The sequence below is a fragment of the Maribacter aquimarinus genome, assembly GCF_047345505.1.
Lineage (GTDB): Bacteria > Bacteroidota > Bacteroidia > Flavobacteriales > Flavobacteriaceae > Maribacter.
On record NZ_JBLFEO010000003.1, the window covers coordinates 196,350 to 219,154 of the forward strand.

Annotated in this window: 21 protein-coding genes; 9 read left to right on the forward strand and 12 right to left on the reverse strand. The window is 50.7% G+C overall.

Annotation, left to right across the window (positions count from 1 at the left end; translation table 11 throughout):
* Positions 1-35 precede the first annotated feature (35 nt).
* Entirely contained in the window at positions 36-1,331 is a 1,296-nt protein-coding gene (locus tag ACKWCC_RS03545) for an amidohydrolase family protein (protein ID WP_413994520.1), read from the forward strand.
* Between the two features lie 149 nt (positions 1,332-1,480).
* On the opposite strand, the gene ACKWCC_RS03550 is transcribed toward ACKWCC_RS03545, so the two are convergent.
* From ACKWCC_RS03550 to ACKWCC_RS03605, 12 genes are all read right to left on the reverse strand, one after another.
* Entirely contained in the window at positions 1,481-1,834 is a 354-nt protein-coding gene (locus ACKWCC_RS03550; RefSeq protein WP_413994521.1) for a hypothetical protein, read from the reverse strand.
* Positions 1,835-1,888: 54 nt separating this feature from the next.
* Positions 1,889-2,335 carry a nuclear transport factor 2 family protein gene (locus ACKWCC_RS03555; RefSeq protein ID WP_413994522.1) on the reverse strand — a complete coding sequence of 149 codons (447 nt, stop codon included), beginning with the start codon at positions 2,333-2,335 and terminating at the stop codon, positions 1,889-1,891.
* A gap of 113 nt (positions 2,336-2,448) precedes the next feature.
* Positions 2,449-3,324 (reverse strand): helix-turn-helix domain-containing protein, encoded by an 876-nt coding sequence (locus tag ACKWCC_RS03560; RefSeq protein WP_413994523.1) that lies wholly within the window; start codon positions 3,322-3,324, stop codon positions 2,449-2,451.
* Positions 3,325-3,876: 552 nt separating this feature from the next.
* Positions 3,877-4,050 carry a hypothetical protein gene (locus ACKWCC_RS03565; RefSeq protein WP_413994524.1) on the reverse strand — a complete coding sequence of 58 codons (174 nt, stop codon included), beginning with the start codon at positions 4,048-4,050 and terminating at the stop codon, positions 3,877-3,879.
* A gap of 2 nt (positions 4,051-4,052) precedes the next feature.
* Positions 4,053-4,574, reverse strand: coding sequence for a hypothetical protein (locus ACKWCC_RS03570; protein ID WP_413994525.1), 522 nt, complete (start codon positions 4,572-4,574; stop codon positions 4,053-4,055).
* Positions 4,575-5,145: 571 nt separating this feature from the next.
* Positions 5,146-5,733 carry a TlpA family protein disulfide reductase gene (locus tag ACKWCC_RS03575; protein ID WP_413994526.1) on the reverse strand — a complete coding sequence of 196 codons (588 nt, stop codon included), beginning with the start codon at positions 5,731-5,733 and terminating at the stop codon, positions 5,146-5,148.
* 175 nt (positions 5,734-5,908) lie between these two features.
* Positions 5,909-6,238: a helix-turn-helix domain-containing protein gene (locus ACKWCC_RS03580; protein WP_413994527.1), complete on the reverse strand. Its 330-nt coding sequence runs from the start codon at positions 6,236-6,238 to the stop codon at positions 5,909-5,911.
* Positions 6,239-6,242: 4 nt separating this feature from the next.
* Positions 6,243-6,581, reverse strand: a complete 339-nt coding sequence (locus ACKWCC_RS03585) for a type II toxin-antitoxin system RelE/ParE family toxin (RefSeq protein WP_413994528.1) — start codon at positions 6,579-6,581, stop codon at positions 6,243-6,245.
* A 327-nt stretch (positions 6,582-6,908) separates the two neighbouring features.
* Positions 6,909-7,493 carry a hypothetical protein gene (locus ACKWCC_RS03590; RefSeq protein WP_413994529.1) on the reverse strand — a complete coding sequence of 195 codons (585 nt, stop codon included), beginning with the start codon at positions 7,491-7,493 and terminating at the stop codon, positions 6,909-6,911.
* Positions 7,494-7,812: 319 nt separating this feature from the next.
* A complete protein-coding gene (locus ACKWCC_RS03595) occupies positions 7,813-8,586 on the reverse strand; it encodes a sulfite exporter TauE/SafE family protein (RefSeq protein WP_413994530.1) in 774 nt (257 codons plus the stop codon).
* Positions 8,570-9,643 carry a molybdopterin-synthase adenylyltransferase MoeB gene (gene moeB / locus ACKWCC_RS03600; protein ID WP_413994531.1) on the reverse strand — a complete coding sequence of 358 codons (1,074 nt, stop codon included), beginning with the start codon at positions 9,641-9,643 and terminating at the stop codon, positions 8,570-8,572. The genes ACKWCC_RS03595 and moeB overlap by 17 nt, the downstream gene beginning before the upstream one ends.
* A 31-nt stretch (positions 9,644-9,674) precedes the next feature.
* Positions 9,675-10,262, reverse strand: coding sequence for an NTP transferase domain-containing protein (locus ACKWCC_RS03605; RefSeq protein ID WP_413994532.1), 588 nt, complete (start codon positions 10,260-10,262; stop codon positions 9,675-9,677).
* 390 nt (positions 10,263-10,652) lie between these two features.
* Here ACKWCC_RS03605 and ACKWCC_RS03610 point away from each other — a divergent pair, with 390 nt between their 5' ends.
* From ACKWCC_RS03610 to ACKWCC_RS03645, 8 genes are all read left to right on the forward strand, one after another.
* The gene (locus ACKWCC_RS03610) at positions 10,653-11,462 is read left to right on the forward strand and encodes a TrmH family RNA methyltransferase (protein WP_413994533.1); all 810 of its coding nucleotides are present in this window, start codon (positions 10,653-10,655) and stop codon (positions 11,460-11,462) included.
* A 37-nt stretch (positions 11,463-11,499) separates the two neighbouring features.
* Positions 11,500-12,732: a M48 family metallopeptidase gene (locus tag ACKWCC_RS03615; RefSeq protein ID WP_413994534.1), complete on the forward strand. Its 1,233-nt coding sequence runs from the start codon at positions 11,500-11,502 to the stop codon at positions 12,730-12,732.
* A 44-nt stretch (positions 12,733-12,776) separates the two neighbouring features.
* Positions 12,777-14,981: a RelA/SpoT family protein gene (locus tag ACKWCC_RS03620; protein ID WP_413994535.1), complete on the forward strand. Its 2,205-nt coding sequence runs from the start codon at positions 12,777-12,779 to the stop codon at positions 14,979-14,981.
* A 111-nt stretch (positions 14,982-15,092) separates the two neighbouring features.
* Positions 15,093-15,539, forward strand: coding sequence for a Fur family transcriptional regulator (locus ACKWCC_RS03625; RefSeq protein ID WP_413994536.1), 447 nt, complete (start codon positions 15,093-15,095; stop codon positions 15,537-15,539).
* 20 nt (positions 15,540-15,559) lie between these two features.
* Entirely contained in the window at positions 15,560-16,831 is a 1,272-nt protein-coding gene (locus tag ACKWCC_RS03630; RefSeq protein ID WP_413994537.1) for an adenylosuccinate synthase, read from the forward strand.
* 420 nt (positions 16,832-17,251) lie between these two features.
* Positions 17,252-18,061 carry a 3-keto-disaccharide hydrolase gene (locus ACKWCC_RS03635; protein WP_413994538.1) on the forward strand — a complete coding sequence of 270 codons (810 nt, stop codon included), beginning with the start codon at positions 17,252-17,254 and terminating at the stop codon, positions 18,059-18,061.
* A gap of 18 nt (positions 18,062-18,079) precedes the next feature.
* Entirely contained in the window at positions 18,080-19,504 is a 1,425-nt protein-coding gene (locus ACKWCC_RS03640; RefSeq protein WP_413994539.1) for a Gfo/Idh/MocA family protein, read from the forward strand.
* A gap of 108 nt (positions 19,505-19,612) precedes the next feature.
* The gene (locus ACKWCC_RS03645; RefSeq protein ID WP_413994540.1) at positions 19,613-22,804 is read left to right on the forward strand and encodes a PVC-type heme-binding CxxCH protein; all 3,192 of its coding nucleotides are present in this window, start codon (positions 19,613-19,615) and stop codon (positions 22,802-22,804) included.
* Position 22,805 lies beyond the last annotated feature (1 nt).

The following is a 22,805-nucleotide window of genomic DNA, read 5'->3' on the forward strand; positions in this document are numbered from 1 at the left end:
TACAAGATGAAAATTGCCATTTTAAAAAACAACAAATGAAGAAGTACATATCCATTCCCATAGTTTTCCTGGCGGTCCTTACGCTGGGAATCGCACAACAGACCCCTGCCCCGGCGCAATCCCAGGGCATCTCCATAGAAGGGGCCACGGCCCACTTGGGCAACGGAGAGGTCATTGAGAACGCTTTGATCATGTTCGAGGGCGGAAAACTCACTTTTGTGGGCAGCGCCAATGCCCGCATAGCCCGCACCGGAACCGTGATCGATGCCAAGGGCAAGCACGTCTATCCCGGTTTCATTGCCCCGGCCAAAACCCTGGGACTGGTAGAGATCAATGCCGTGAGGGCCAGTAATGACCAGGACGAGATCGGGGAGCTCATACCCCACGTACGAAGCCTGATCGCCTACAACGCAGAATCCAAAGTGGTGGAGAGCATGCGTCCCAACGGTATTTTATTGGGACAGATCGCCCCTGCCGGCGGACGCATTTCCGGAACCTCCTCCATTGTGCAATTTGATGCCTGGAACTGGGAAGATGCCGCCATAAAGGTAGATGACGGCATACACCTGAACTGGCCCAGCAGCTTTAGGCAGGGGCGCTGGTGGATGGGCGAGCCCCGGGGCTACCAGCCCAACAAGGACTACGCCAAGCAGGTGGACGATGTGGTGGGTTTCATGAAAGCGGCCATGGCCCACGGAAAGGCACCGGCAAAGGTGGCCCACTTGCCCTATGAGGCCATGCAGGGCATTTTCAGTGGCAAGCAGAAACTCTATGTGTACGCCAACGGGGAAAAGGAGATCATAGATGCCGTGAACACCCTGAAGCGGAACGGGGCCCAAGAGCTGGTGCTCGTGGGCGGTTACCAGGCACACAAGATCACCGACTTTTTAAAGGAGCACAACATTCCGGTCTTGGTGCAATCTACCCACACCCTGCCCAGCTTTGACGATGACGATTACGACCTGCCCTTTAAGCTGCCCAAACTGTTGATGGATGCGGGTCTGCTGGTGGGCATCCAAAACACCGAGGCCTCCAATTTCCAGACCCGGAACCTGCCCTTCTATGCCGGTCAAGTGGGCCAACAGGGGCTGGACAAGGAAAAGGCCCTACAGCTCATTACGGGGAACACGGCCAAAATCTTGGGCATAGACGATGCCTACGGCACCCTGGAAGTGGGCAAGAGCGCCACCCTCTTCATCTCCGAGGGCGATGCCCTGGACATGCGCGGCAACCAGTTGACCAGGGCCTTTATAGATGGCCGGGACATTTCCCTGGAAACCCACCAGACGGAGCTATGGAAACGCTATACCGAAAAATACGAGGGAGAATGATGCCCTCCTTTCAATATAAAAATAATAGCGGTTTCGGTGCTTAATCGAAACCGCTATTTTTTTATGCCTTGTTGTGTTTTCGTACTTTTTGCGCTATCCGAACAATGTCCAAAAATCTACCTAAACGCAGGGATTAAGGAATGATCGAATTATAGCTTCGAAACAATATCTTTCCTTATGGCATCGTTTGAGTAAGGATAATCAAATCCTGGTCTGGATAGTTTTGCTTTTGGCAGATTGACCTTAACCCATTTAGATATTCTTTCGCGCTGTACATTGGAATACTGACCACCAATGAGAACGATATCGGCTTTTTCGTTCAATTCGTTCAGTTTTGCCATTCCTTCTTCTTCATTGAGCGTTCCATACACAGTAAGGTCCACACCTTCTGAAATCAGTCTAATTATTTCATCTCTGCGAACAGGGCTACCACCAAACAAGACAACCGTTTTGGCTTTTGCAGAACCTAAAACTTCCGATATTAAATTTTCCTTTATTTCCATATTACTTTTTTTAAGCCACCAGATTTCCCTGATGGCTTATTGATATTGTTCGTTTCATGCATTAAAGGCATCACTATCAATACCTGTGTCTTGTTGTTTTAAAAGGTTGAACATTGCAGGGTCAATGTTTATGGAATGAACTGCAATTTTCCACTCGCCATTTTCCTTGATAAACTTGTCCTTCACTTCTGCCGTTGCAATTACATTTGGAAACTGTTCGCCTTCTACCACCAGTAGTAAATAATCTACCACTACGGCATCTTGGTCTCTAGAAAATCTATGGTTCATGGCAAAGTGACGTTTTAATGTCCCTTCCATTGCAAACATTTGGGTTAAATCTTCTTCCATTCCCGCGTTTTTTGGCTTGGACCTCATGCCGCCATCGATATACCCATTTTCTGCATAATATTGCATATGGGCCTGAACATCTTTTGCATCTGACGCAATGCTGTAGTTTGCGATAATCTGTTTTAGCGTTGCTCTTTCTTCTGTAGTTATCATAATTTTTTTTTAAAAGTGAAACATTTGTTTTCTTGTTCACTACAAAAGTATGGGCGTCTTGGAAGTTGTAAAAGGTCAGGATTTCTGAAAAAGTGTTCCATTTTTCCTTTGGACTACAAAGGCAAGTTTTTTCGGTATTCATTGGGTGTTACACCTGTTTTGGATTTAAAGTATTTTCCAAATTGAGATGGATTTTTAAAAGAAAGAGCATAGCCCACTTGAGCGACACTCATTGAAACATCTTGCAAAAGTACCTTAGCTTCTAGAATAGTCCTTTTGGAAATTATGGCAGTTGCACTATGACCTGTTTCCTGTTTTAAGGTTTGGCTCAAATGTTTTGGGTTAACGCCAAGTTTTTCGGCATAAAAACCAACGTTCCTTTGTTCCAAAATATATTGGGATAGAAGCTTTTTAAATGCTTTGGTCAGTTCTTGATTTCGTCCAAAGTTATTGGTATGGAGACTATTGTTGGTATCTAAAAACAATTCATCTACTTGCAGCAACAAAGTCATTAGTTCGTGGGCAATGATTGTTTGTTTGTGCTTAGATGGTTGTTTGCTTTTCTGCAATACGTTTTCAAAGATCTTGGATAGTTCTTCGTAGTTGGAATTTGATAGACTTAAGTGAACAACCGTGTCTTCTTGCATAAACCGAACTTTCTTGTCAAAAGAGGTATTCCCTAGTTGTTCCATCATAAACTCCCTTTCAAAAAACAATGCAGAATTAATCACGCATTCCTTTGTGAACATCCATTCCCTAATGACTTTTGACGGCAGAAAAATTAGGTTTTTATCTGTAATATGATAAGAATTCAAATCTGCTATCAATTCAATGGCTCCTTCGTGATACAATCCCAATGCATAAGAACTAATACGATAGGGCTCGGATATGAAAGGCTGTTTTCCCTTTGGTGGAAAGAAAAATTGTGAAGTGTTTTTATCCGAGTCAAAATTTTGCTTAATGTCAGCTAGTTCTAGATATGATATCATTTCGCAGGGTTTTTCAGCGGTTGCGTCCTATCCTGAAATAGGTTGCTCTTGTTTTTGAAGGATCCGTTTTTTAATATCGGATTTCTGGTGGGAACATAGACCAGTTTTTTCAAAAAATTCCCTTCGGGTTTTGAAAAAAATGGCCAACCTTCCCGGGCCGTTTTCTTTTGGTATGATTTTGTATTTTATCGCGTGATGCTTTTTGTGGATGTGCTCGGGGGTTTCCAGTCCTGGGCTCCAGTGTATTCTTTGCCAGAGATTCACCAATAAAAACGGCACAATGGCCGTGCGGGACACCTATGGCCCTAAACGGACGCTTTGTTTAAAAGGGTCCGATGGAAACAGAGATTCAAGGTTACGGATCCTGGAAAGCATCCCCATGGGGTCAAGAAATACCGAAAACCACAAAAGTATCGGCCCAGATGCCGCTGCAAACCGCCCCCCAATACGGACCGATCCCCGTAGCAGCAAAAGAGACCACGCCCCGGTGTAGTTCAATACCGAAGTTTCGGTACATGCATGCTGGGTGGTACCGACCGCGCGATTGCTTAGTTATTTTTGCGCTGGCTTTCTCGTCCTGCTTTGCTTTTTCTTGGTTGACGTCTTTTGTCCAGCCAGCTCTTTTCTTTTTTTGATGAACTCGCTAATCTTTTCCCGCTCCTTGTCGGTAAGGGGCTTACTTTCGATTAAAAAGTCCACTCCTTTAGGTTCTTTGATATGTCCCATTGCTAGTTTGTTTTAAAATATTTGGTGACCAAAAATTTTGCCGCCTCTGTGTCCAAAATCATTCTTTGGTTCATAAAATGATAAGCTCCCAACGTTTTTTCATAGTGGGAAATCAATGTGGTTTTTGCCGTAAAGGCGACAAATCCGTCGTAACCCTTTTGAAATGATACCTTACAGGCATAGGCTACCAAGTTTCCGGCAACTCCTTCGTACAGTTTCCGTTTTCCAATGTTGAAAGGTGCGCTCTCCAGTAGGTTCATAAATATGTGGTCGCTCTCCACGGTAATGCTCAAAAGTCCTTGAATTATGTCGGGATTGTTCACTATGGTGAGTTTATAAACTTCTTTTGAAAGGTCGTTGAATTCACTTTTCCAGTTGAAATTCCAACCGTTCTTTTTCAAAACGCTTCCTAAGTCCGATTTTTTCAAGGTAGAAACCTCTGTTTGGAAACTGTCTCCAGAAATCGTGTTCAGAATCGAATCCGTAAGTCGGTCAATTAGAAAATCCTGTTCGATTTTTTCCATATCTCTAAGTTATGAAATTTGGCAGGATTTGTCTTGTCCTGATGTAGGTTGCCCTTTTTTTGTGTTGAAGCGTCCATTTTTAAATATCGGATTTCTGGTCGGAACATGAACCATTTTTTCAAAAAATTCCCGGCGGGTTTTGAAAAAAGTGGCCAACATTCCCAGGCCGTTTTTCTTTTGGTATGATTTTGTATTTTATCGCGTGATGCTTTTTGTGGATGTGCTCGGGGGTTTCCAGTCCTGGGCTCCAGTGTATTCTTTGCCAGAGATTCACCAATAAAAACGGCACAATGGCCGTGCGGGACACCTATGGCCCTAAACGGACGCTTTGTTTAAAAGGGTCCGATGGAAACAGAGATTCAAGGCTACGGATCCTGGAAAGCATCCCCATGGGGTCAAGAAATACCGAAAACCACAAAAATACCGGCCCAGGTGCCACTGCAAACCGCTCCCCCAATACAGACCGATCCCCATAGCAGACAAAGAGACCAACGCCCCGGTTTGGTGCAATACCGAAGTTTTGGTACATGCATGCTGGGTGGTACCGACCGCGCGAATGCTTAGTTATTAGCTAACGTTTTTTTAATTCAGTCAGTAGTTTTGATAATCTAGCTTTAAATTCCGCTATATTTCTTTCTTCGTTTTCAATCTCTTTTGGAATCCTTTTCTCAATTTTAACTATTACTAAATCTTTATCCAGAATTAGTGTCTTTGGATAACCAAACGTTCCAAAAGTTTTTATGTATTCTTTTGAATTAACGATGTGAGTAAAATCGAAATCGTGTGTTTTTAGAAATTCATTAACATCATTCGGATTCTGGAAGGTCATTGAAATAAAATTCACTTCATTTTCAAATTCAGACTTAATTTCGTTTAAAAGTGGCATTTCTTCAATGCAAGGTGCACAAGTACTAAACCAAAAGTTTATAACGGTTGGTTTGCCTTTTAGAGATTCCGAATTGAGTTTTTTTCCGCTTAAAAGATTTAGTTCAAATTCTGGTAATTCCTTTCCTTTAAATTCATAGATAGTTTCTTTAAAAAGTTCTCCAAATTTAGTTTTTTCCAACATCGCGTTTTTCAACGAATCAGTTGCTTGTCCTAAAACTGTGTTAGAAGTAAATACTAAAATTAATAATAGAATTATTCTTGGTGTTATCATTTTTGGCTATTTCGGAGTAATGGTGCCACTGCAAACCGCTCCCCCAATACGGACCGATCCCCATGGCAGAAAAAGGTACCAACGCCCCGGTGTGGTTCAACACCGAAGTTTCGGTACATGCATGCTGGGTGGTACCGACGGCGCGAATGTTAAGTTAATGTGTGTAGTGCTCTTTTCAGCTTGCCAAGTTCATATTTTCGTTTAGCAGTTCCACGTTAAAATTGATTTTTGCGTTCAATGCTCTAAACACTTTTAAAATTGTTTCAAATCTAGCATCGGTCAAATTGTTCTCTATTTTAGAAATTTGTGCTTTCTGAACACCGACCAATTCTCCCAGTTGTGCTTGCGTCAGTTTTCTTTCTTTTCGGGCTTGTTTAATGGCTTGTCCAATCAGGTCAAGTCGTAATTCGCTCTCGAATTCGTCCCTTTCCGGTGTTCCGATTTTTCCGATATATTTGTCGGTAATCTGGTCTAAACTCTTGGTTTTAATTGCTTTCTTGCTCATAATATTATTTTTTAGAGTCAAAATATTGTTTCATTATCCGCTCGGTTTTTTCTATTTCCTTTTGCGGTGTTTTTGACGTTTTCTTTTCGATTCCGTGAGTAGAGACAACTACCGTTTCGGTTTTGTCCGTCTTATCCCAAAAAGCAAAAAGTCGGTAATAGATCTTACTGTGAAGTGTCCGAAATTCCCAAACGTTGGCGTTGAGTTTTTTGAAAAGTTCGCTGTCATTCACAACTTGAGCTTTTCGGATATTGTAGATGATTTTCTTTCGAGCTTTATCGTCCAGCCCGTTCAGAAAGTCGTCAACTTCGTCCATCAGCTCGACCTTAAATTTTTGTCTCATTCAATCGGTTGTCTTTTCAAAGATAAATGTTTCTTATTTAGGAAACAATTTTATTTTGAAAACGAATTTGTTGGCCCTAAACGGACGTTTTGTTGAAAAGTGCCAGATGGAGCTAGAGATTCAAGGCTCCGGATCGTGGAAGGCATCCCCACGGGGTCAAGAAATACCGAAAACCACAAAAGTATCGGCCCAGGGGCCACTTCAAACCTACGACACGATTCATATCGATACCCACAAGGAACATCACGGCAGACCGGCCGGTGTAGTTCAACACCGCGTTCATGCTCGGTCGTACCGACCGCACGAATGCTTAGTTATTGTAAGCAATTATTCTATGTCGGTATACATTTTAGTCGGACCAATCATTAAGTCGTCATTCTTTTTCATGAACTTATTCAAATGATGATAGAATGAATCATATTTCTTCATAAACTTTTGGTCAGTATCTGTAAGAGAAGGAAATTGTTCTTTATCAATTTCTTCAATTTGACTTGTCCGTTCATAACATTTTGAAATCATTTGCCCATATTCATACCAAATAAGTTCAGTCTTTAATAATTTCTTGTTTAAAGACCTTGCAACTAAATCAAAAACTTGAATCATATTATAGATTTCTCCATTTCCACATCCACCTTCAGAGAACATATCCTCTACGTATTGAATTTGTCCATCTGGCAGCTTAAATTCGTTCGGTTGACTTGTGATTGGATTGTTCGCTTGAAACAATTCAATAAAGCGTTCTATTTGCTCTTCCCCGATGTGTTTTCTTAGATATTCAAGAGTCTTAAATGTATTATCAAGCTTTCTTTGTTGGTTATTTTTTCTAAATGTCCGAATTGTAATAACTGCACCAGTAATCGCTAATACAGCTAAGGTCCAATTTCTAATTTCTGCTAGTTCGGTTAATTCCAATTCTATTTTTTTAATTGCTTACAACGCAGGTACATGATCATTGACCACACACCCATTACACCCACAAGATAACAAAACTTTAGGTGCTCGTGCTGCCGCTGTGGGCTATTTTGGCATCCCTTCCCATGGTCCCGGTGGCATCTTGGCCCAACCAAGCCCAAGGGCCACCACTGCAACACCGAAAGGGCTCCCTAGGGCCACAGGCACTTGGCAGGCCCCGGGGCCCGCGTTAGGGATAGGAGCGAAAAGCCCACAGCGAGGCACGAGCGCGGACTTGCAGCGCATAGCCCGGCCCGCAGGGAACGCCCATAACCAGGGCTCAGAACCACTGCAATCCGTGCACCAACAGTACGCGCAGGCCCACGAGCAGCACCAAAATGGCCGTGATGCGCTTTATGGCCGTGGCCGAGAAGCGCTTTAGACTGATGCGCACCCCCAATTGGCCGCCCACAAACACGGTCACCGCCAGGCAGGCGGTCTCTACCCAAGGGAGCTCCAAGGTCCCGGCCCAGACCAGCCCCCCCAGCCCGGCCAGGGAATTTACCAGGATGAAGAAACTGGCCAGGGCGGCAATGACCACGGCCCTGCCCCACTTTAGGTGGTTGAGCACCGGCGCCAAAAAGATGCCGCCCCCTATGCCCACCAGCCCGGAAAGAAAGCCTATGCCCGTACCCAAAACATAGGGAAGGGTCCTGGGGTAGGGCCGTACCCGATCTGCCTGGGCGGAAGCGAAGGTCTGCCAGAACAGGGACAGGGCGGAACCGATCAAGGCCAGCCCCAAAACAATGAAAAACATCTGTTCCTTGAGCCTAAAGGTGGCCCCAAGGAAGGCCAGGGGAACACTGGTGAGCACAAAGGGGAGAAAATGCCGCCACTTGGCGTGGCCACCCTTAATGTAGAGATAGGTGCTCCCGGAGACCACCACCAGATTGCAGATCAGCGCAATGGAGCGGATGGCAAAAAAGGACCCGACAAATAGGGCCAACAAGGCCAAATAGCTGCTACCGCCCCCAAAGCCCACCGAGGCGTAGAGCGCGGACACCACAAAAAAAGCGGCACAAAGCAACAGCAACTGCTCAATGGGAAGCATCATGGGGCTGGTATTGGTTCATTCCGCCTTCGACCTGAAAAAAAACAGTGCTGGGCATGGCTTCGCTCAGCTGCTGCACCGCCCGGAGACTGCGGGCCCCGGATTGGCAGATGACATATACTTCCCGCGCTCCCTCCAATTGGTGCATACCGTCCTTTAAGCGGGGCAAGGGAATGTTCTTGGCCCCGGCAATGTGCCCGACCCGAAATTCGGCCTCGGTGCGCACGTCCAGAACAAAGGGCTGCCCTTCCTTTAGGAGCTCGCCCAACATTTTTGCCGTGACGGAAGGCACGGGCGCGGCACAGCTGAACGTGTAGCTTGGCCTAAGTTCCGCAATGCGCACATTTTCCGGATTTTTGGAAAAACGCATCTGCCGTGTTTGCTGTGCCAGGGCATCATAAAGCAGCAAAATCCCGGAGAGCACTTGCCCCAGACCGGTGATCACCTTTATGGCTTCCAGGGCCTGCAGATTCCCAATGATGCCGGGCAAAATGCCCAGCACCCCGTGGGTGTTGCAGTCGGGCACGGTATCTGGCCCGGGCATCTCGGGAAAGAGGCAGCGGTAGGTGGGGCCGCCCTTGTAATTAAAGACGCTCACCTGCCCCTGGAAGGCGTGCAACGCGCCATAGACAAAAGGTATGCGGCGCAGCACACAGGCATCGTTGATCAGGTAGCGGGTGGGGAAATTATCGGTCGCATCCACCACAAGGTCATATCCGGCCAAGAGCTCCATGGCATTGTGTACCGTGAACTGCACGGGGTGGGCCTCAATTTGGGTATGTGGGTTCTGTGCGCCGAGCCGTGCCTTGGCGGCCCGGACCTTTGACTGGCCCACCTGGTCTGCCTCGTAGAGCACTTGGCGGTGCAGGTTGGAGGCCTGTACCACATCGGCATCCACTATGCCCAGGGTGCCCACGCCCATGGCGTTGAGATAGGTGAGCACGGGCACGCCGAGTCCGCCGGCGCCCACGACCAAAACACGGGCCCGGGCCAATTTTTGCTGTCCTTCCGGGCCAAAACCCTTTAAAATAAGCTGTCTATGGTAGCGCTGGTCCGTCATGTTCCGTTTCTTGTTTTGTGGGGTTCCTTGATCATGGTCTCCGTTTTTGCAGGAGGGCCAGCAGCTGCTGGTATTCCTGCACCGAGTTTGCGTTGAACAACACCTGGGGCCGCCTTGGGTGCACCAAATGGGCCTGGTTCTCCAGCAGAAAGCGCTGTGGCGATGGTGGGCCTCCGCCTTCCAAAAACTGCCGGGCGGCCTCCAGGCCGTGGGCTTCCCAAATGGCGGCCAGGGGCTCGGGGCGGCCGCTGCCCTCTTGGGAAAAGGCACTGGCCACGCGGGCACGCTCCCTTTTGGCCAGAAGCCGGTCCAAGGCGGGCCGGTCCATTAAGGGGAGGTCACAGGCCAGCACCAGCCAACTTGCCCCGGGATGTTTCTTCTGTGCGCTCAACAGTCCGTTAAAAGGTCCGCCGTGCTCATTGGTATCGGCCACCACCCGGTAGTGGGGCGGTACGGCCGCCACCTGGTCGGGGCGCAGGCTCAGGTACACCCGATCGCACAGGGGGGCCAACATCTGGTACAGGTGTTCGCGCTGCGGTTTGCCGTGGTAGTACAGCAGGCCCTTGTCCGACCCCATGCGCGAACTTCTCCCCCCTGCCAAGACCAACCCGTACAGCATAGTATCTTACCTTTCTTTTTTAAATCCCTGGCCGCCCCGCCTGCCCCGGGCACACCCTCGGGACAACAAAGGTAGGGCAAGCGTGCCATATATGCCACCTTGCCGGCCGGGCGCCACGGTGGCCCCCGGGTCCCAAGGATCCCTCCCCTTTTTGCGGGGCGCGGACCGGCGGCTCCAAACCCCAACGGACCGCATCACAACACAGCCTTGGCGGCCGGGCGCCACAGGGCAAAGATAGGGCCCCGGCCGCGCACACCGCACAGCAAAAGGCCAAGACCATGGATGGGATGGCCCCGATCGGTTTGCCGGGCACGCAAGGCGAAACTCCGTGCCATGAAAACCTGAAGACCTGCCTCCGTTTGGCAGCCCCACTTTCCTTACTTTTGCACCATGACCCCTAGCAAGCACATTAGCAGTGTACAAAATGTCCGTGTCAAGGAAGTGGTGGCCCTAAAGGAAAAATCCCGGGAACGCCTTAAAACGGGATTGTTTGTGGTAGAGGGCCAACGGGAACTGCAATTGGCCGTAGCGGCCGGGTACTCCATAAAGACGCTCTTTTATTGCGGGGCCCTGATGCCGGTCCCGGACGATCTTCGCCTCCTGTGGGGCGCACAGCGACCGGAGGTCATTTCCGTGACGCCCCAGGTGTACGGGAAAATGGCGCACCGATCGGGCACGGAGGGCATTCTTGCCGTCATGCACGCCAAGGCGCACGGCCTGCGGCATTTGGGAGACCTGGGCCGCAATCCGCTGATCCTGGTGGCCGAGGCCCCGGAAAAACCGGGAAACATTGGGGCCTTGTTGCGCACGGCGGATGCCGCCAACCTGGACGCGGTGATCATTGCCAACCCCAAGACGGACCTCTACAATCCCAATGTGGTGCGCAGTAGCGTGGGCTGTGTGTTCTCCCGAAAGATTGCCACGGCCAGCAGCCCGGAGATCATTGCCTTTTTGCAAGAAAAGCGGGTGGGCATCTTTTGCGCGGCACTTTCTGCGGCAGTGCCCTATCTGGAGATTGATTTCCGCGGACCCAGCGCCATTGTGGTGGGCACGGAACACGACGGACTCACCCCGGAATGGCTGTTGGCCTCCACCAAGAACACCATAATCCCGATGGAAGGTAAAATTGACTCCATGAACGTATCGGTATCGGCGGCAATACTTATATTTGAGGCCAAGCGACAACGCAAAAACCGCTGAACAGAACGGTTGTTTAAGGTGTTGTCCCCGAAGGCCCATGGAGAACCCTTTTTACCTGTACTGCATCATTGGCATTCTGGTTGCCGAGTTCCTGCTCACCACCCTGCTGAACCATTTAAATGCCCGGCGCTTTGCCCATCCCCTTCCCGAGGAGGTGCGAGACGTGTACAACGCGGAAGCCTACCAAAAATCCCAGCGCTACAAGCGCAGCCAGTACCGGTTTGGAACGCTCACCTCCCTCTTTTCCTTTCTCTTGATGTTGGGGTTCCTGCTCTTTGGCGGTTTTGCCTGGATAGATGACCTGGTGCGCAACTGGAGCGATGGTGCCATACCCCGGGCACTGCTGTTCTTTGGGGCACTGCTTTTGGGCAGTGACCTGTTGCACCTGCCCTTTGCCTATTACCATACCTTTGTCATAGAAGAGCGCTTCGGGTTCAACAAGACCACCCTGGCCACCTTTTTTCTGGACAAATTGAAATCCTGGGGGCTCATGATCGTGGTGGGCGGCCTTTTGCTCTCCGCCATCATTTGGTTCTTTGAATGGGCGGGTGCCCACTTTTGGCTCTATGCCTGGGGCACCATTGCGGTGTTCACCCTGCTCATGAACCTCTTTTACAGCAAGCTCATTGTGCCCCTGTTTAACCAACAGGAGCCCCTTCCGGAGGGCAGCCTCAAGGCCGGTATTGAAAACTACGCCAAAAAGGTGGGTTTTGACCTGGGCCAGATCTTTGTGATCAACGGTTCCAAAAGATCCACCAAGGCCAACGCCTACTTTTCCGGGCTGGGCAAACAAAAGCGCATTGCCCTGTATGACACCTTGCTGCACGATCTTGAGGAAGATGAGATAGTGGCGGTTTTGGCCCACGAGGTGGGACACTACAAAAAAAGGCACGTGCTGTTCAATTTGGCGGCGTCCATTGCCCTTACCGGGCTCATGCTCTTTGTGCTTAGCCTGTTTGTGAACAACAGCGCCCTGGCCATGGCCATTGGTGTGGGGCAGCCCAGCTTCCATGCGGCCCTGTTGGGCTTTGGCATTCTCTACAGCCCCGTGTCCGAGGTCACCGGCCTGATCATGAACCATCTGTCCAGAAAATTTGAATACCAAGCAGATGCCTTTGCCAAGGAGACCTTCTCCGGCACCGCACTGACGGGCGCCCTGAAAAAGCTCTCCAAGAACAACCTGAGCAACCTAACGCCCCACCCCGCCTATGTTTTCATGCACTATTCCCACCCTCCCCTAAAGGACAGAATCCGGAACTTAAAGGCATGATATTTGTTGTTACCTTGGGAAGATTGTGTTAATTTTATGCTTGCATGACCCAAACCGCAATAGAAAAGGAAAACAAGCTCATAGCCCGGCAATACAAGGAGTTGCTGCACATTAGCTACCAAACGCTCACGGACGACGACAAACAGCTGATCCGTTCCGCTTTTGAGGTGGCCGTGGATGCCCACAAGGACCAAAGGCGAAAATCTGGCGAGGCCTATATTTTCCATCCCATAGCCGTGGCCAAGATCGTGGCCTCGGAAATTGGCCTGGACGCCGTGTCCATTGCCTCTGCCCTGCTGCATGACGTGGTGGAAGACACCCAATACACCCTGGACGACATAGACCGTATGTTTGGCGAGACCGTGGCCAGGATCGTGGACGGCCTCACCAAGATCGCCCATTTAAAGAAGGACATGAACATCTCCCAACAGGCGGAGAACTTCAGGAAAATGCTCCTTACCCTAAATGACGATGTCCGGGTGATCATCATTAAGATAGCCGATCGTTACCACAACATGCTCACCATGGACGCCATGCCGGAGCACAAGCAGGTAAAGATCGCCTCGGAGACCCTGTACATCTACGCACCCCTGGCCCACAGGATCGGCCTCTACAACATTAAGACGGAACTGGAAGACCTGAGCCTAAAATACACCGAGCCGGAGGTGTACCATGACATCAAGAACAAAATAGAGGACAGCAAGGAGGAACAGCAGGCGTACATTGATGCCTTTTCGGAGATCATTGACACCTCCTTGAAAAAAGAGGGCCTGGACTGCACCATCAAGGGAAGGATGAAGAGCATCTTTTCCATGCGGCGCAAGATGAAGATGCAGAACGTGCCCTTTGAGGAGATCTACGACAAGTTTGCCCTGAGGATCATCTACAAATCCGAGGTGAAGCAAGAAAAGTTCTTTGCCTGGAAGATCTATTCCATTATCACGGACCACTTTACCCCCAACCCCACCCGGCTCCGGGACTGGATCTCTTCCCCAAAATCCACCGGCTATGAAGCCCTGCACATTACGGTGATGGGGCCCCAGAACAAGTGGGTGGAAGTGCAGATACGTAGCGAGCGCATGCACGAAATTGCAGAGAAAGGGTACGCCGCCCATTTCAAGTACAAGCACGGAGACCAAAAGGAACAGGGCATTGAGACCTGGCTTAACCGCTTACAGGAGGCCCTGGAAAACGCCAACAGCAATGCGGTGGACTTCGTGGAGGAATTTAAACTGAACCTCTATTCCAAGGAAATTTTTGTCTTTACGCCCCAGGGAGACCTAAAATCCCTGCCCAAAGGGGCCACCCCGCTGGATTTTGCCTTTACCATCCATACCGAGGTGGGCATGCGTACCCGCGGGGCCCGGGTGAACGGCAAGCTGGTTCCGCTGAACAGTACGCTGCACAGTGGCGACAGGGTGGAGATCATTACCTCCAACCAGGCCAAGCCCAACCAGAATTGGCTGGACTACGCCACTACGGCCAAGGCCCGATCCAAGATCAAATCGGTCTTGAGGGAAGAAAAAAAGGAAATTGGCGAGGAAGGCAAGGAAATCCTTCGGCGCAAGCTAAAGTCCCAAAAAATCACCATTAACGAGGATGTGGTGAACAAAATGGTTCAATACTTTAAGCTCAAGACCAGTCTGGACCTTTTTTACCGGGTGGGCACGGGTGCCATTGACAACCAGCGCATCAAGGATTTTGCCTCGTCCTACAACAACGCCTTTATCAACTTTTTCAAAAACAGGATCAGGCGGAGTCCGGCCCCACAGGCCTCGCACGAAGAGGAGGTGACCAGTAACTATGACATGCTGGTCTTTGGCAAGGAAGAAGAAAAACTGGACTACAGGCTGTCTCCTTGCTGCAATCCCATTCCAGGGGACGAAGTGTTTGGTTTTGTGAGCGTGTCCGAAGGCATAAAGGTGCACAAAAAGAACTGTCCCAATGCCATTTCACTGCAATCCAACTACGCCTACCGCATCATCAGCGCAAAATGGGTGGACAGTACACAGGAAGAATTCAAGGCAGACCTGAGATTAACGGGAATAGACAACCTTGGCCTGATCAGTGAGATCACGGAGGTCATTTCCAACAACCTGCACGTGAACATGCGCAACCTCAACTTCCGCACGGACGGGGGCACGTTTACCGGCGAGATCACCGTGGTGGTCAAGAACAATGCCATTTTAAAAAAGGTGATGGAAAACCTGAAACAGATCAACGGCATTGAAAAAGTGACCCGTGCCTAAGGTTGGTGCGGAACACAGGCCAGGCCGGCCCGATCTGGGGCGCCAGATTTGCGCCTGCACCCGAACCAAATTAAAATTTAGCTGTACCTTTGCAGACTAAGTCGAAAAGGTATGGCCACGGACGCCGATCAAGAGATCGTAAAAAACGTTTTTACCACTTTTTTAAACGATAACGGGCATAGGAAAACTCCCGAGAGATATGCCATACTCCAAGAAATTTACGATAGTGAGGAGCATTTTGACATAGAGTCGCTCTACCTTAAAATGAAGGACAAGAACTATAGGGTGAGCCGTGCCACCCTGTACAATACCATTGAGCTCTTGCTGGACTGCAAGTTGGTGCGCAAGCACCAATTTGGGAAGAACCAGGCACAATACGAAAAATCCTATTTTGACCGCCAGCATGACCACGTGATCCTGACCGATACGGGAGAGGTGATGGAGTTTTGCGATCCCAGGATCCAATCCATAAAAAAGACCATAGAAGAGGTGTTCAATATTAAGATCAACACCCATTCCCTGTATTTTTACGGGACAAAGAACAAAACAGAACAATAACCAATTCAAGCATACAATTCATGGCAGTAGATTTATTGTTGGGCCTACAATGGGGTGACGAAGGAAAAGGCAAGATCGTGGACGTCCTCACCAAGGATTATGATATCATTGCCAGGTTTCAAGGGGGGCCCAACGCCGGCCACACCCTGGAGTTCGATGGCATAAAGCATGTGCTCCACACCATACCCTCGGGCATTTTCCACAAGAATGCGGTGAACGTGGTGGGCAATGGCGTGGTGATCGATCCCGTCATTTTCAAAAAAGAACTTCAGGCGCTGGAAGGCTTTGGGCTGGACCTAAGCTCCACCCTGCTCATTTCCAGAAAGGCCCACCTGATCCTGCCCACCCACAGATTGCTGGATGCCGCCAGCGAAACGGCCAAGGGCAAGGCCAAGATCGGATCCACCCTCAAGGGCATTGGCCCCACCTATATGGACAAGACCGGCAGAAACGGACTCCGGGTGGGAGACCTGGAACTGGACGACTGGAAGGAGAAATACCGCGCCCTGGCCAACAAGCACGAGGCCATGATCAATTTCTACAACGTGGACATACAGTACAACCTGGCCGAACTGGAAGCAGATTTCTTTGACTCCATTGGTGCCCTGAAGGCCTTGCCCTTCATAGACAGCGAAGAATACCTGCACCAGGCCCAGAAAGCCGGTAAAAAAATTCTGGCCGAAGGGGCCCAGGGATCCTTGTTGGACATAGATTTTGGCACCTACCCCTTTGTGACCTCTTCCAACACCACCGCGGCAGGGGCCTGCACCGGGCTGGGCGTGGCGCCCAACAGGATCAAAGAGGTCATGGGCATCTTCAAGGCCTATACCACCAGGGTGGGCAGCGGCCCCTTCCCCACCGAACTGTTCGATCAGGACGGGGAGACCATGGGGCGCGTGGGCAACGAATTCGGGGCCACCACCGGACGCCCCAGGAGATGTGGCTGGTTGGACCTGGTGGCACTGAAGTACGCCGTGAACATCAACGGGGTCACCCAATTGATGATGATGAAGGGCGATGTGCTCAGCGGTTTTGAAAAACTAAAGGTCTGCACGGCCTACAACTACAAGGGAAACAAGATCACCCACCTGCCCTACAACATTGAGGCGCAGAACGTGACCCCCATCTATACCGAAATGGACGGCTGGCAGGAAGACCTTACCCAAATGTCGGCCGCAGCGCAACTCCCCAAGGCCCTGAACGACTATATTGCCTTTTTGGAGGCCGAATTGCAGGTGCCCATCAAAATAGTCTCCGTGGGACCCGATCGCAAACAGACCATCCATAGATAGCATCCGCTGTTGCTTTTATACCAGTTCTCGTTTGAAATGCAGCCATAGAAATGGAATTATTCTTTTGGCCTGCGAAAAAGAAAAATCAGGCATTCCCCAGCTACGGCTTATTTTTATTTTGAAGTAGGGCGTAAATAGAAACCATTCATCGGCTTATTTTCAATTGGGAAATGGTATTACCTAACCATCGGGGCGTGCACGCCCCGATTTTTTTTCCGGGATAATGAAAGCCCACCGGATAAGGGTACCTGCGCCATGATCAAACCGTGGGCAGGTCATTTTCCGTTGGCTGGCCTTTCCTGTTCGCCATTTTATCGGTGCGTGCCCCCTTGGCACAGTTTTGGATTCCCCTTAGCTGAAAAGCGTACAAGAACAAAGGATTTTTTGTACCTTTTGCCGTTAATTCAAGAATCACTTTCTATGACGAACAAATGGATATGCACAGCAGCGGCATCGCTGCTGTTCTTGGCCTCATGCCAAGAGGCAAAGAAAGATGTAAAAGCGGGCAAGGATACGGATGCCCCAGAAGCGGCCACGACCGAAAAGGACGATTGGATCGTTCTCTTTGACGGTACCAGCACCAAGGGATGGCGGGCCTACAATGGAGAAAGCCTGCCCCCGGGATGGACCATTGAAAACAACGCCCTGACCTTTGACACCGAACTGGGACTGGAACAGGACTACAAGGGCGGCAAGGACATTATCTATGGGGCGGAGGAATTTGACAATTTTGAGCTTTATGTGGAATGGAAGTTGCCAAAAGGCGGCAACAGCGGCATTTTTTATCACATCAAGGAAGGCTACGGTGCCCCGCCGGAAGTAGCTCCGGAATATCAATTGATAGACGACGAAAACTACGCGGACATCCACAGTTTAAAAGAGTACAACCTAAGCTTGGGATATACCGAAAGACCGGAAGAACTGAAACCACTGCAGCGCACGGCCTCGGACTATGCAATGCACCCTGCGGACGATTCCAAGAAGAAACTGAACCCGGTTGGAGAATGGAACTCCTCCAAAATCGTCTTTACACCAGAGCGCGTGGAGCATTGGCTCAACGGAGCCATGGTGCTTTCCTTTGTACCCTGGTCCGAGGAGTGGTACGAGAAGAAAAATTCGGACAAATGGAAAAACAGTCCGGACTACGGCAAGTACAAAAAAGGCTTCATCGGGTTCCAGGACCATAGCAGCCCGATCTGGTTCAGGAACATCAAGATAAAAAAATTATAATCCCAGAAACCCCTTGTAATGAACAAAAGAGAATTTCTTAAAAAATCGGCCGCCCTGTCCTCCTTGGCCCTGTTGCCCTCGGGCCTAATGGCCATGGGCCAGGACAAAAGACTGCGAACAGCACACATCGGTGTGGGCAATATGGGCGGTGAAGACCTACGGGACATTGCCTCCCACCCCAAAGTGGACGTTACCGCACTGTGCGATGTGGACGCCAACAATCTGGCCGCCGCCAAAAAATTGTACCCCAACGCCAAGACCTATAAAGATTACCGGGTCATGCTCAAAGAACTGGAGAACGAGGTGGATGCCGTCATTGTTTCCACCCCGGACCACAGCCACGCCCCGGCCTCGATCATGGCCATGAACATGAACAAGCCGGTGTACTGCCAAAAACCCCTTACCCACTACGTATCGGAGGCACGGGCCATGAAGAAGTTGGCCGAGGAAAAAGGCTTGGTGACCCAAATGGGCATACAGGTACACTCCTTTTATGATTACAAACTGGCCACGCTGTTGATCCAATCCGGCATCATTGGCAAGGTGCACACCGTACGGGCTTGGTCTCCAAAGAACTGGGGCTATGACGGCCCCATACCCCAGGGCGAGGACACCGTTCCGGACAGCTTGGACTGGAACCTCTGGCTGGGAACCTCTGCCAAGAGACCTTATAAAAAAGATACCTACCACCCGGGCAACTGGCGCAAATTGGTAGATTATGGGTGCGGTACACTTGGCGATATGGGCGTCCATATTTTTGATACCCCCTACAACGCCCTGGCCCTGGACGTGCCGCGCACCATCAGGAACGAATGCCGCCCGCCCAACGGGTACGGCTTTCCGGAGAACAACATCGTTACCTATGAGTTCCCGGCCACGCCCTACACCACCGAAAGTCTAAAGTGGGTATGGTACGATGGCCCCGGCGCACCAAGGGACCACGAAGACCTCCTGTTGCCGGGCATGACCAAGAAGGAGCGCAAAAAGGACACCGCAGAAAAGTCCGTGGAAGAAAAAATGTCGCTGGATGCCCCAGTGGCCCAAGAGGGGGCACTACCGGACCAAGGCGCCATGTTCATCGGTGAAAAAGGCAGGCTGCTGTTGCCCCATTTCATGCAACTGCCCCGCAAGATCGTGGATGGCCAATACGTGGACATCTCCAAAGAGATCGCCGCCGTGGAAAAAGCCCATAAGATGGGCAAACCCATACGCAACTATGGCTCTGAAGGACCCAAGCATTATCACGAGTTTGTGGATGCTTGTCTTGGCAAAGCCGAGTGCAGCGCCCCCTTCTCCTATTCCGCCAGGCTCACCGAGACCATTCTGCTGGGGGTCATAGCAGGGAGGTTCCCCAACAGGACCCTGAACTGGGACAGTGCCAACGCCAGGTTCGCGGAAGAGGAGGCCAACGCCTTCTTGGCCGGGGACTACCGCGATTTTTAGGTCCGCGGAAACGGAACCCGATGTAGTACCAACGGCACCAAATTCAAGCAAAAGCCACCTCCGGGTGGCTTTTATTAATTATATTTAGGTCCAAAATAAAAGGTATTTATGTTGATGAAAACCAGCGGCATGCAGAGGGACCATGAACCGCCCCTTCCCCTTTATGTGCCCATTGCCCTGTGGATGCTGTTTTTTCTTGCCGTGGGATGTACCCCAAAAGAAGCGCCCTTGGCCACCATAGGGCCCAACACCAAGGTGGCGCTTATTGGAAACAATCTGGGTTCCCGGATGATGCACTACGGCGGTTTTGAAACCGAAATGCACCTGCGCCACCCAACGGATTCCCTGACCATTAGGAACATGTGCGATGGTGGGGACACCCCAGGATTTAGGCCACACTCCTCACGGAACACCCCTTGGGCCTTTCCCGGGGCAGAAAAATTTCAGACCGAACTGGCCACCAACTCCGGCAGCGAGGGCTTTGCCGACTATCCGGACGACTGGCTAAAAAGACAGGGCGCAGATGTGGTCATTGCCTTTTTTGGGAGCAACGAGGCCTTTATGGGCCCGGCGGGACTGGAGGGGTTTAAGGCAGAACTGCGGGCCTTTATAGAACATACCAAAGCACAGCGGTACAATGGGGTAAGCGCACCCGAGCTCATCCTGGTCTCGCCCATTGCCTTTGAAGATCTGTCTTACAGGCATGACCTGCCCAACGGGCAACTGGAGAACGAAAACTTTGGCCGGTACACCCAAGCGATGCAGGAAATATGCCAGGAGGAAAACATTCCGTTCATCAATGCCTTTGAGCCATCGAAAAAATGGTTCGCGGGCCCAGATGAACTGACCATTGACGGCTACCAAATGAACCAAGAAGGCTACGAGAGGTTTGCCACCTTCCTGGCCAATAAGATCACTGGAAACAAAAAAAGCCCCATTTCGGAAAAACGCGATGCCATAAAGGCGGCAGTGGCAGAAAAGAACTTTTATTGGCACAATGATTACAAAATTCCCAACGGCGTGCACGTGAACGGGAGGCGCTACGCCCCCTTTGGCCCGGACAACTACCCCTTTGAACAACAAAAGATAAGGGAACTCACCGCCATCAGGGACACTGCCATCTGGGCCCTGGCCCAAGACCAGGACTATGATGTGGCCCTAGCGGACAAAAAGACCACGCCCCTGCCCCCGGTGGAGACCAACTACAAAATGGCGGACCAAGACAGCGCCGCTACCTACCTGTATGGGAACGAGGCGGTACAAGCGCTTACCCTACCAGAGGGCTATGCCATATCCCTTTTTGCCTCCGAGAAGGAATTTCCCCACCTGGCCAACCCGGTGCAGCTGTCCTTTGACAACAAGGGAAGGCTTTGGGTGGCCACCATGCCCTCTTACCCCCACCACAAGCCGGGCGACCCAAAACCAAACGACAAGTTGCTGATCTTGGAAGATACGGACAACGACGGCAAAGCGGACAAACAAACGGTGTTTGCCGAAAACCTGCACCTGCCCATAGGCTTTGAATTTGCCCCCGAGGGGGTGTACATTAGCCAGGGCACCCATTTAAAGCTGTATTCCGATACCGATGGGGACGACAAGGCCGATACGGTGGAAATAGTGCTCAGCGGTTTTGACGACCATGACACCCACCACGCCATTTCCGCCTTTTGCGCGGACCCATCCGGCGCTTTTTACATGGCAGAGGGGGTATTTCTCCATACCAACGTGGAAACACCCTATGGGCCCGTTAGGGCCACCAATGGCGGTTTCTACCGATATGACCCCAACCGCAAAAAACTGGATCGAACGGTACAGGTGAGCATTCCCAATCCGTGGGGGATTGCCTTTGATGCCTGGGGGCAGGATTTCTTTCTCCAAACCTCCGGTACCGTGGTGAACTGGATGATGCCCAGTACCCTAAGACCCATTTACGGGGTGGCGGCCCCAAAAACCGAAAACCTCATTGAAGAGGACCATAGGGTGCGCCCCACCTCTGGCCTGGAATTCGTGTCCAGCCGGCATTTTCCGGACGAGGTGCAGGGAGACATGCTCTTGGGCAACACCATTGGCTTTTTGGGCATAAAACAACACCGAATGATCGAGGAAGGCACCGGTTTTGCCACCAAGCACCGCCAAGACCTCTTGAGCGCAACGGACAAGAACTTTAGACCGGTGGACCTGGAATTTGCCCCGGACGGCTCGCTCTACGTGGCAGATTGGCACAACATACTCATTGGGCACATGCAGCACAATGCCCGCGATCCGCTGCGCGATCACGTCCACGGCAGGATCTACCGCATTACCTACCCTTCGCGTCCGTTGGTGGAACCCGCCAAGATACACGGTGCCCCCATTGGCACCCTGCTCAATAACCTGAAACTGCCCGAATACAGAACCAGGTACCGGAGCAGACGGGAGCTCCGGGCAAGAGATCGGGAACAGGTACTTTCTGCCTTGGGCCCTTGGGTGGCGGCTTTGGACAAAAACGACCCCGGGTATGAACACCACAGACTGGAGGCCCTTTGGGTAAGCTGGGGCCTGAACAAGGTAGAGGCTCCGCTCTTGAGGGCCGTGCTAAGCTCCCCGGACCATAGGGCACGTGCCGCGGGCGTGCGCGTGTTGCGCTATATGGGACACCAATTGGAAGACCGTTTGGCCCTGATGAAAAAAGCCGCACAAGACCCCCACGGGAGGGTGCGCTTGGAGGCCATCACCGCGGCATCTTGGATGCCCCCGGAAGAGGGATTGGAGGTACTGGCCCTGGCCAAAGAACAGACCATTGACCGATGGATGGAAGATGCCATCACCTTCGCCGAAACCCGCTTGAACAATACTTTTATGGCCGATGATGAAGAAGAGGCCGTTGTATCCCACCTCAAGGGGAAGGATTTGGACCAATTCATAAAGGGAAAAAAAATCTATGAGACCGAGGGCTACTGCGTTACCTGCCACCAAGAGAGCGGGGCAGGGCTGCAAGCGGCCGGTTACCCCACCTTGGTGGACCAAGCCTGGGTAACGGGCAGTGAAGACCGACTCATAAAACTCACCCTGAACGGGCTGTACGGCCCTATGAAAGTTATGGGCATACAGTATGATGGGCAGGTGCCCATGATGCCCTTCAAGGACCTTTTGAAAGACGATGAGATTGCCGCCGTGCTCACCTATGTGCGCAACGCTTTTGGAAACAAGGCGTCCGTAATCTCAGAGGAAAAGGTAAAAAGGGTACGGGAACAGACCAAGGACAAAGAAGGCTTTTACACCCCGGACGAACTCTTACAGATACACCCATTGGAAAATTGAC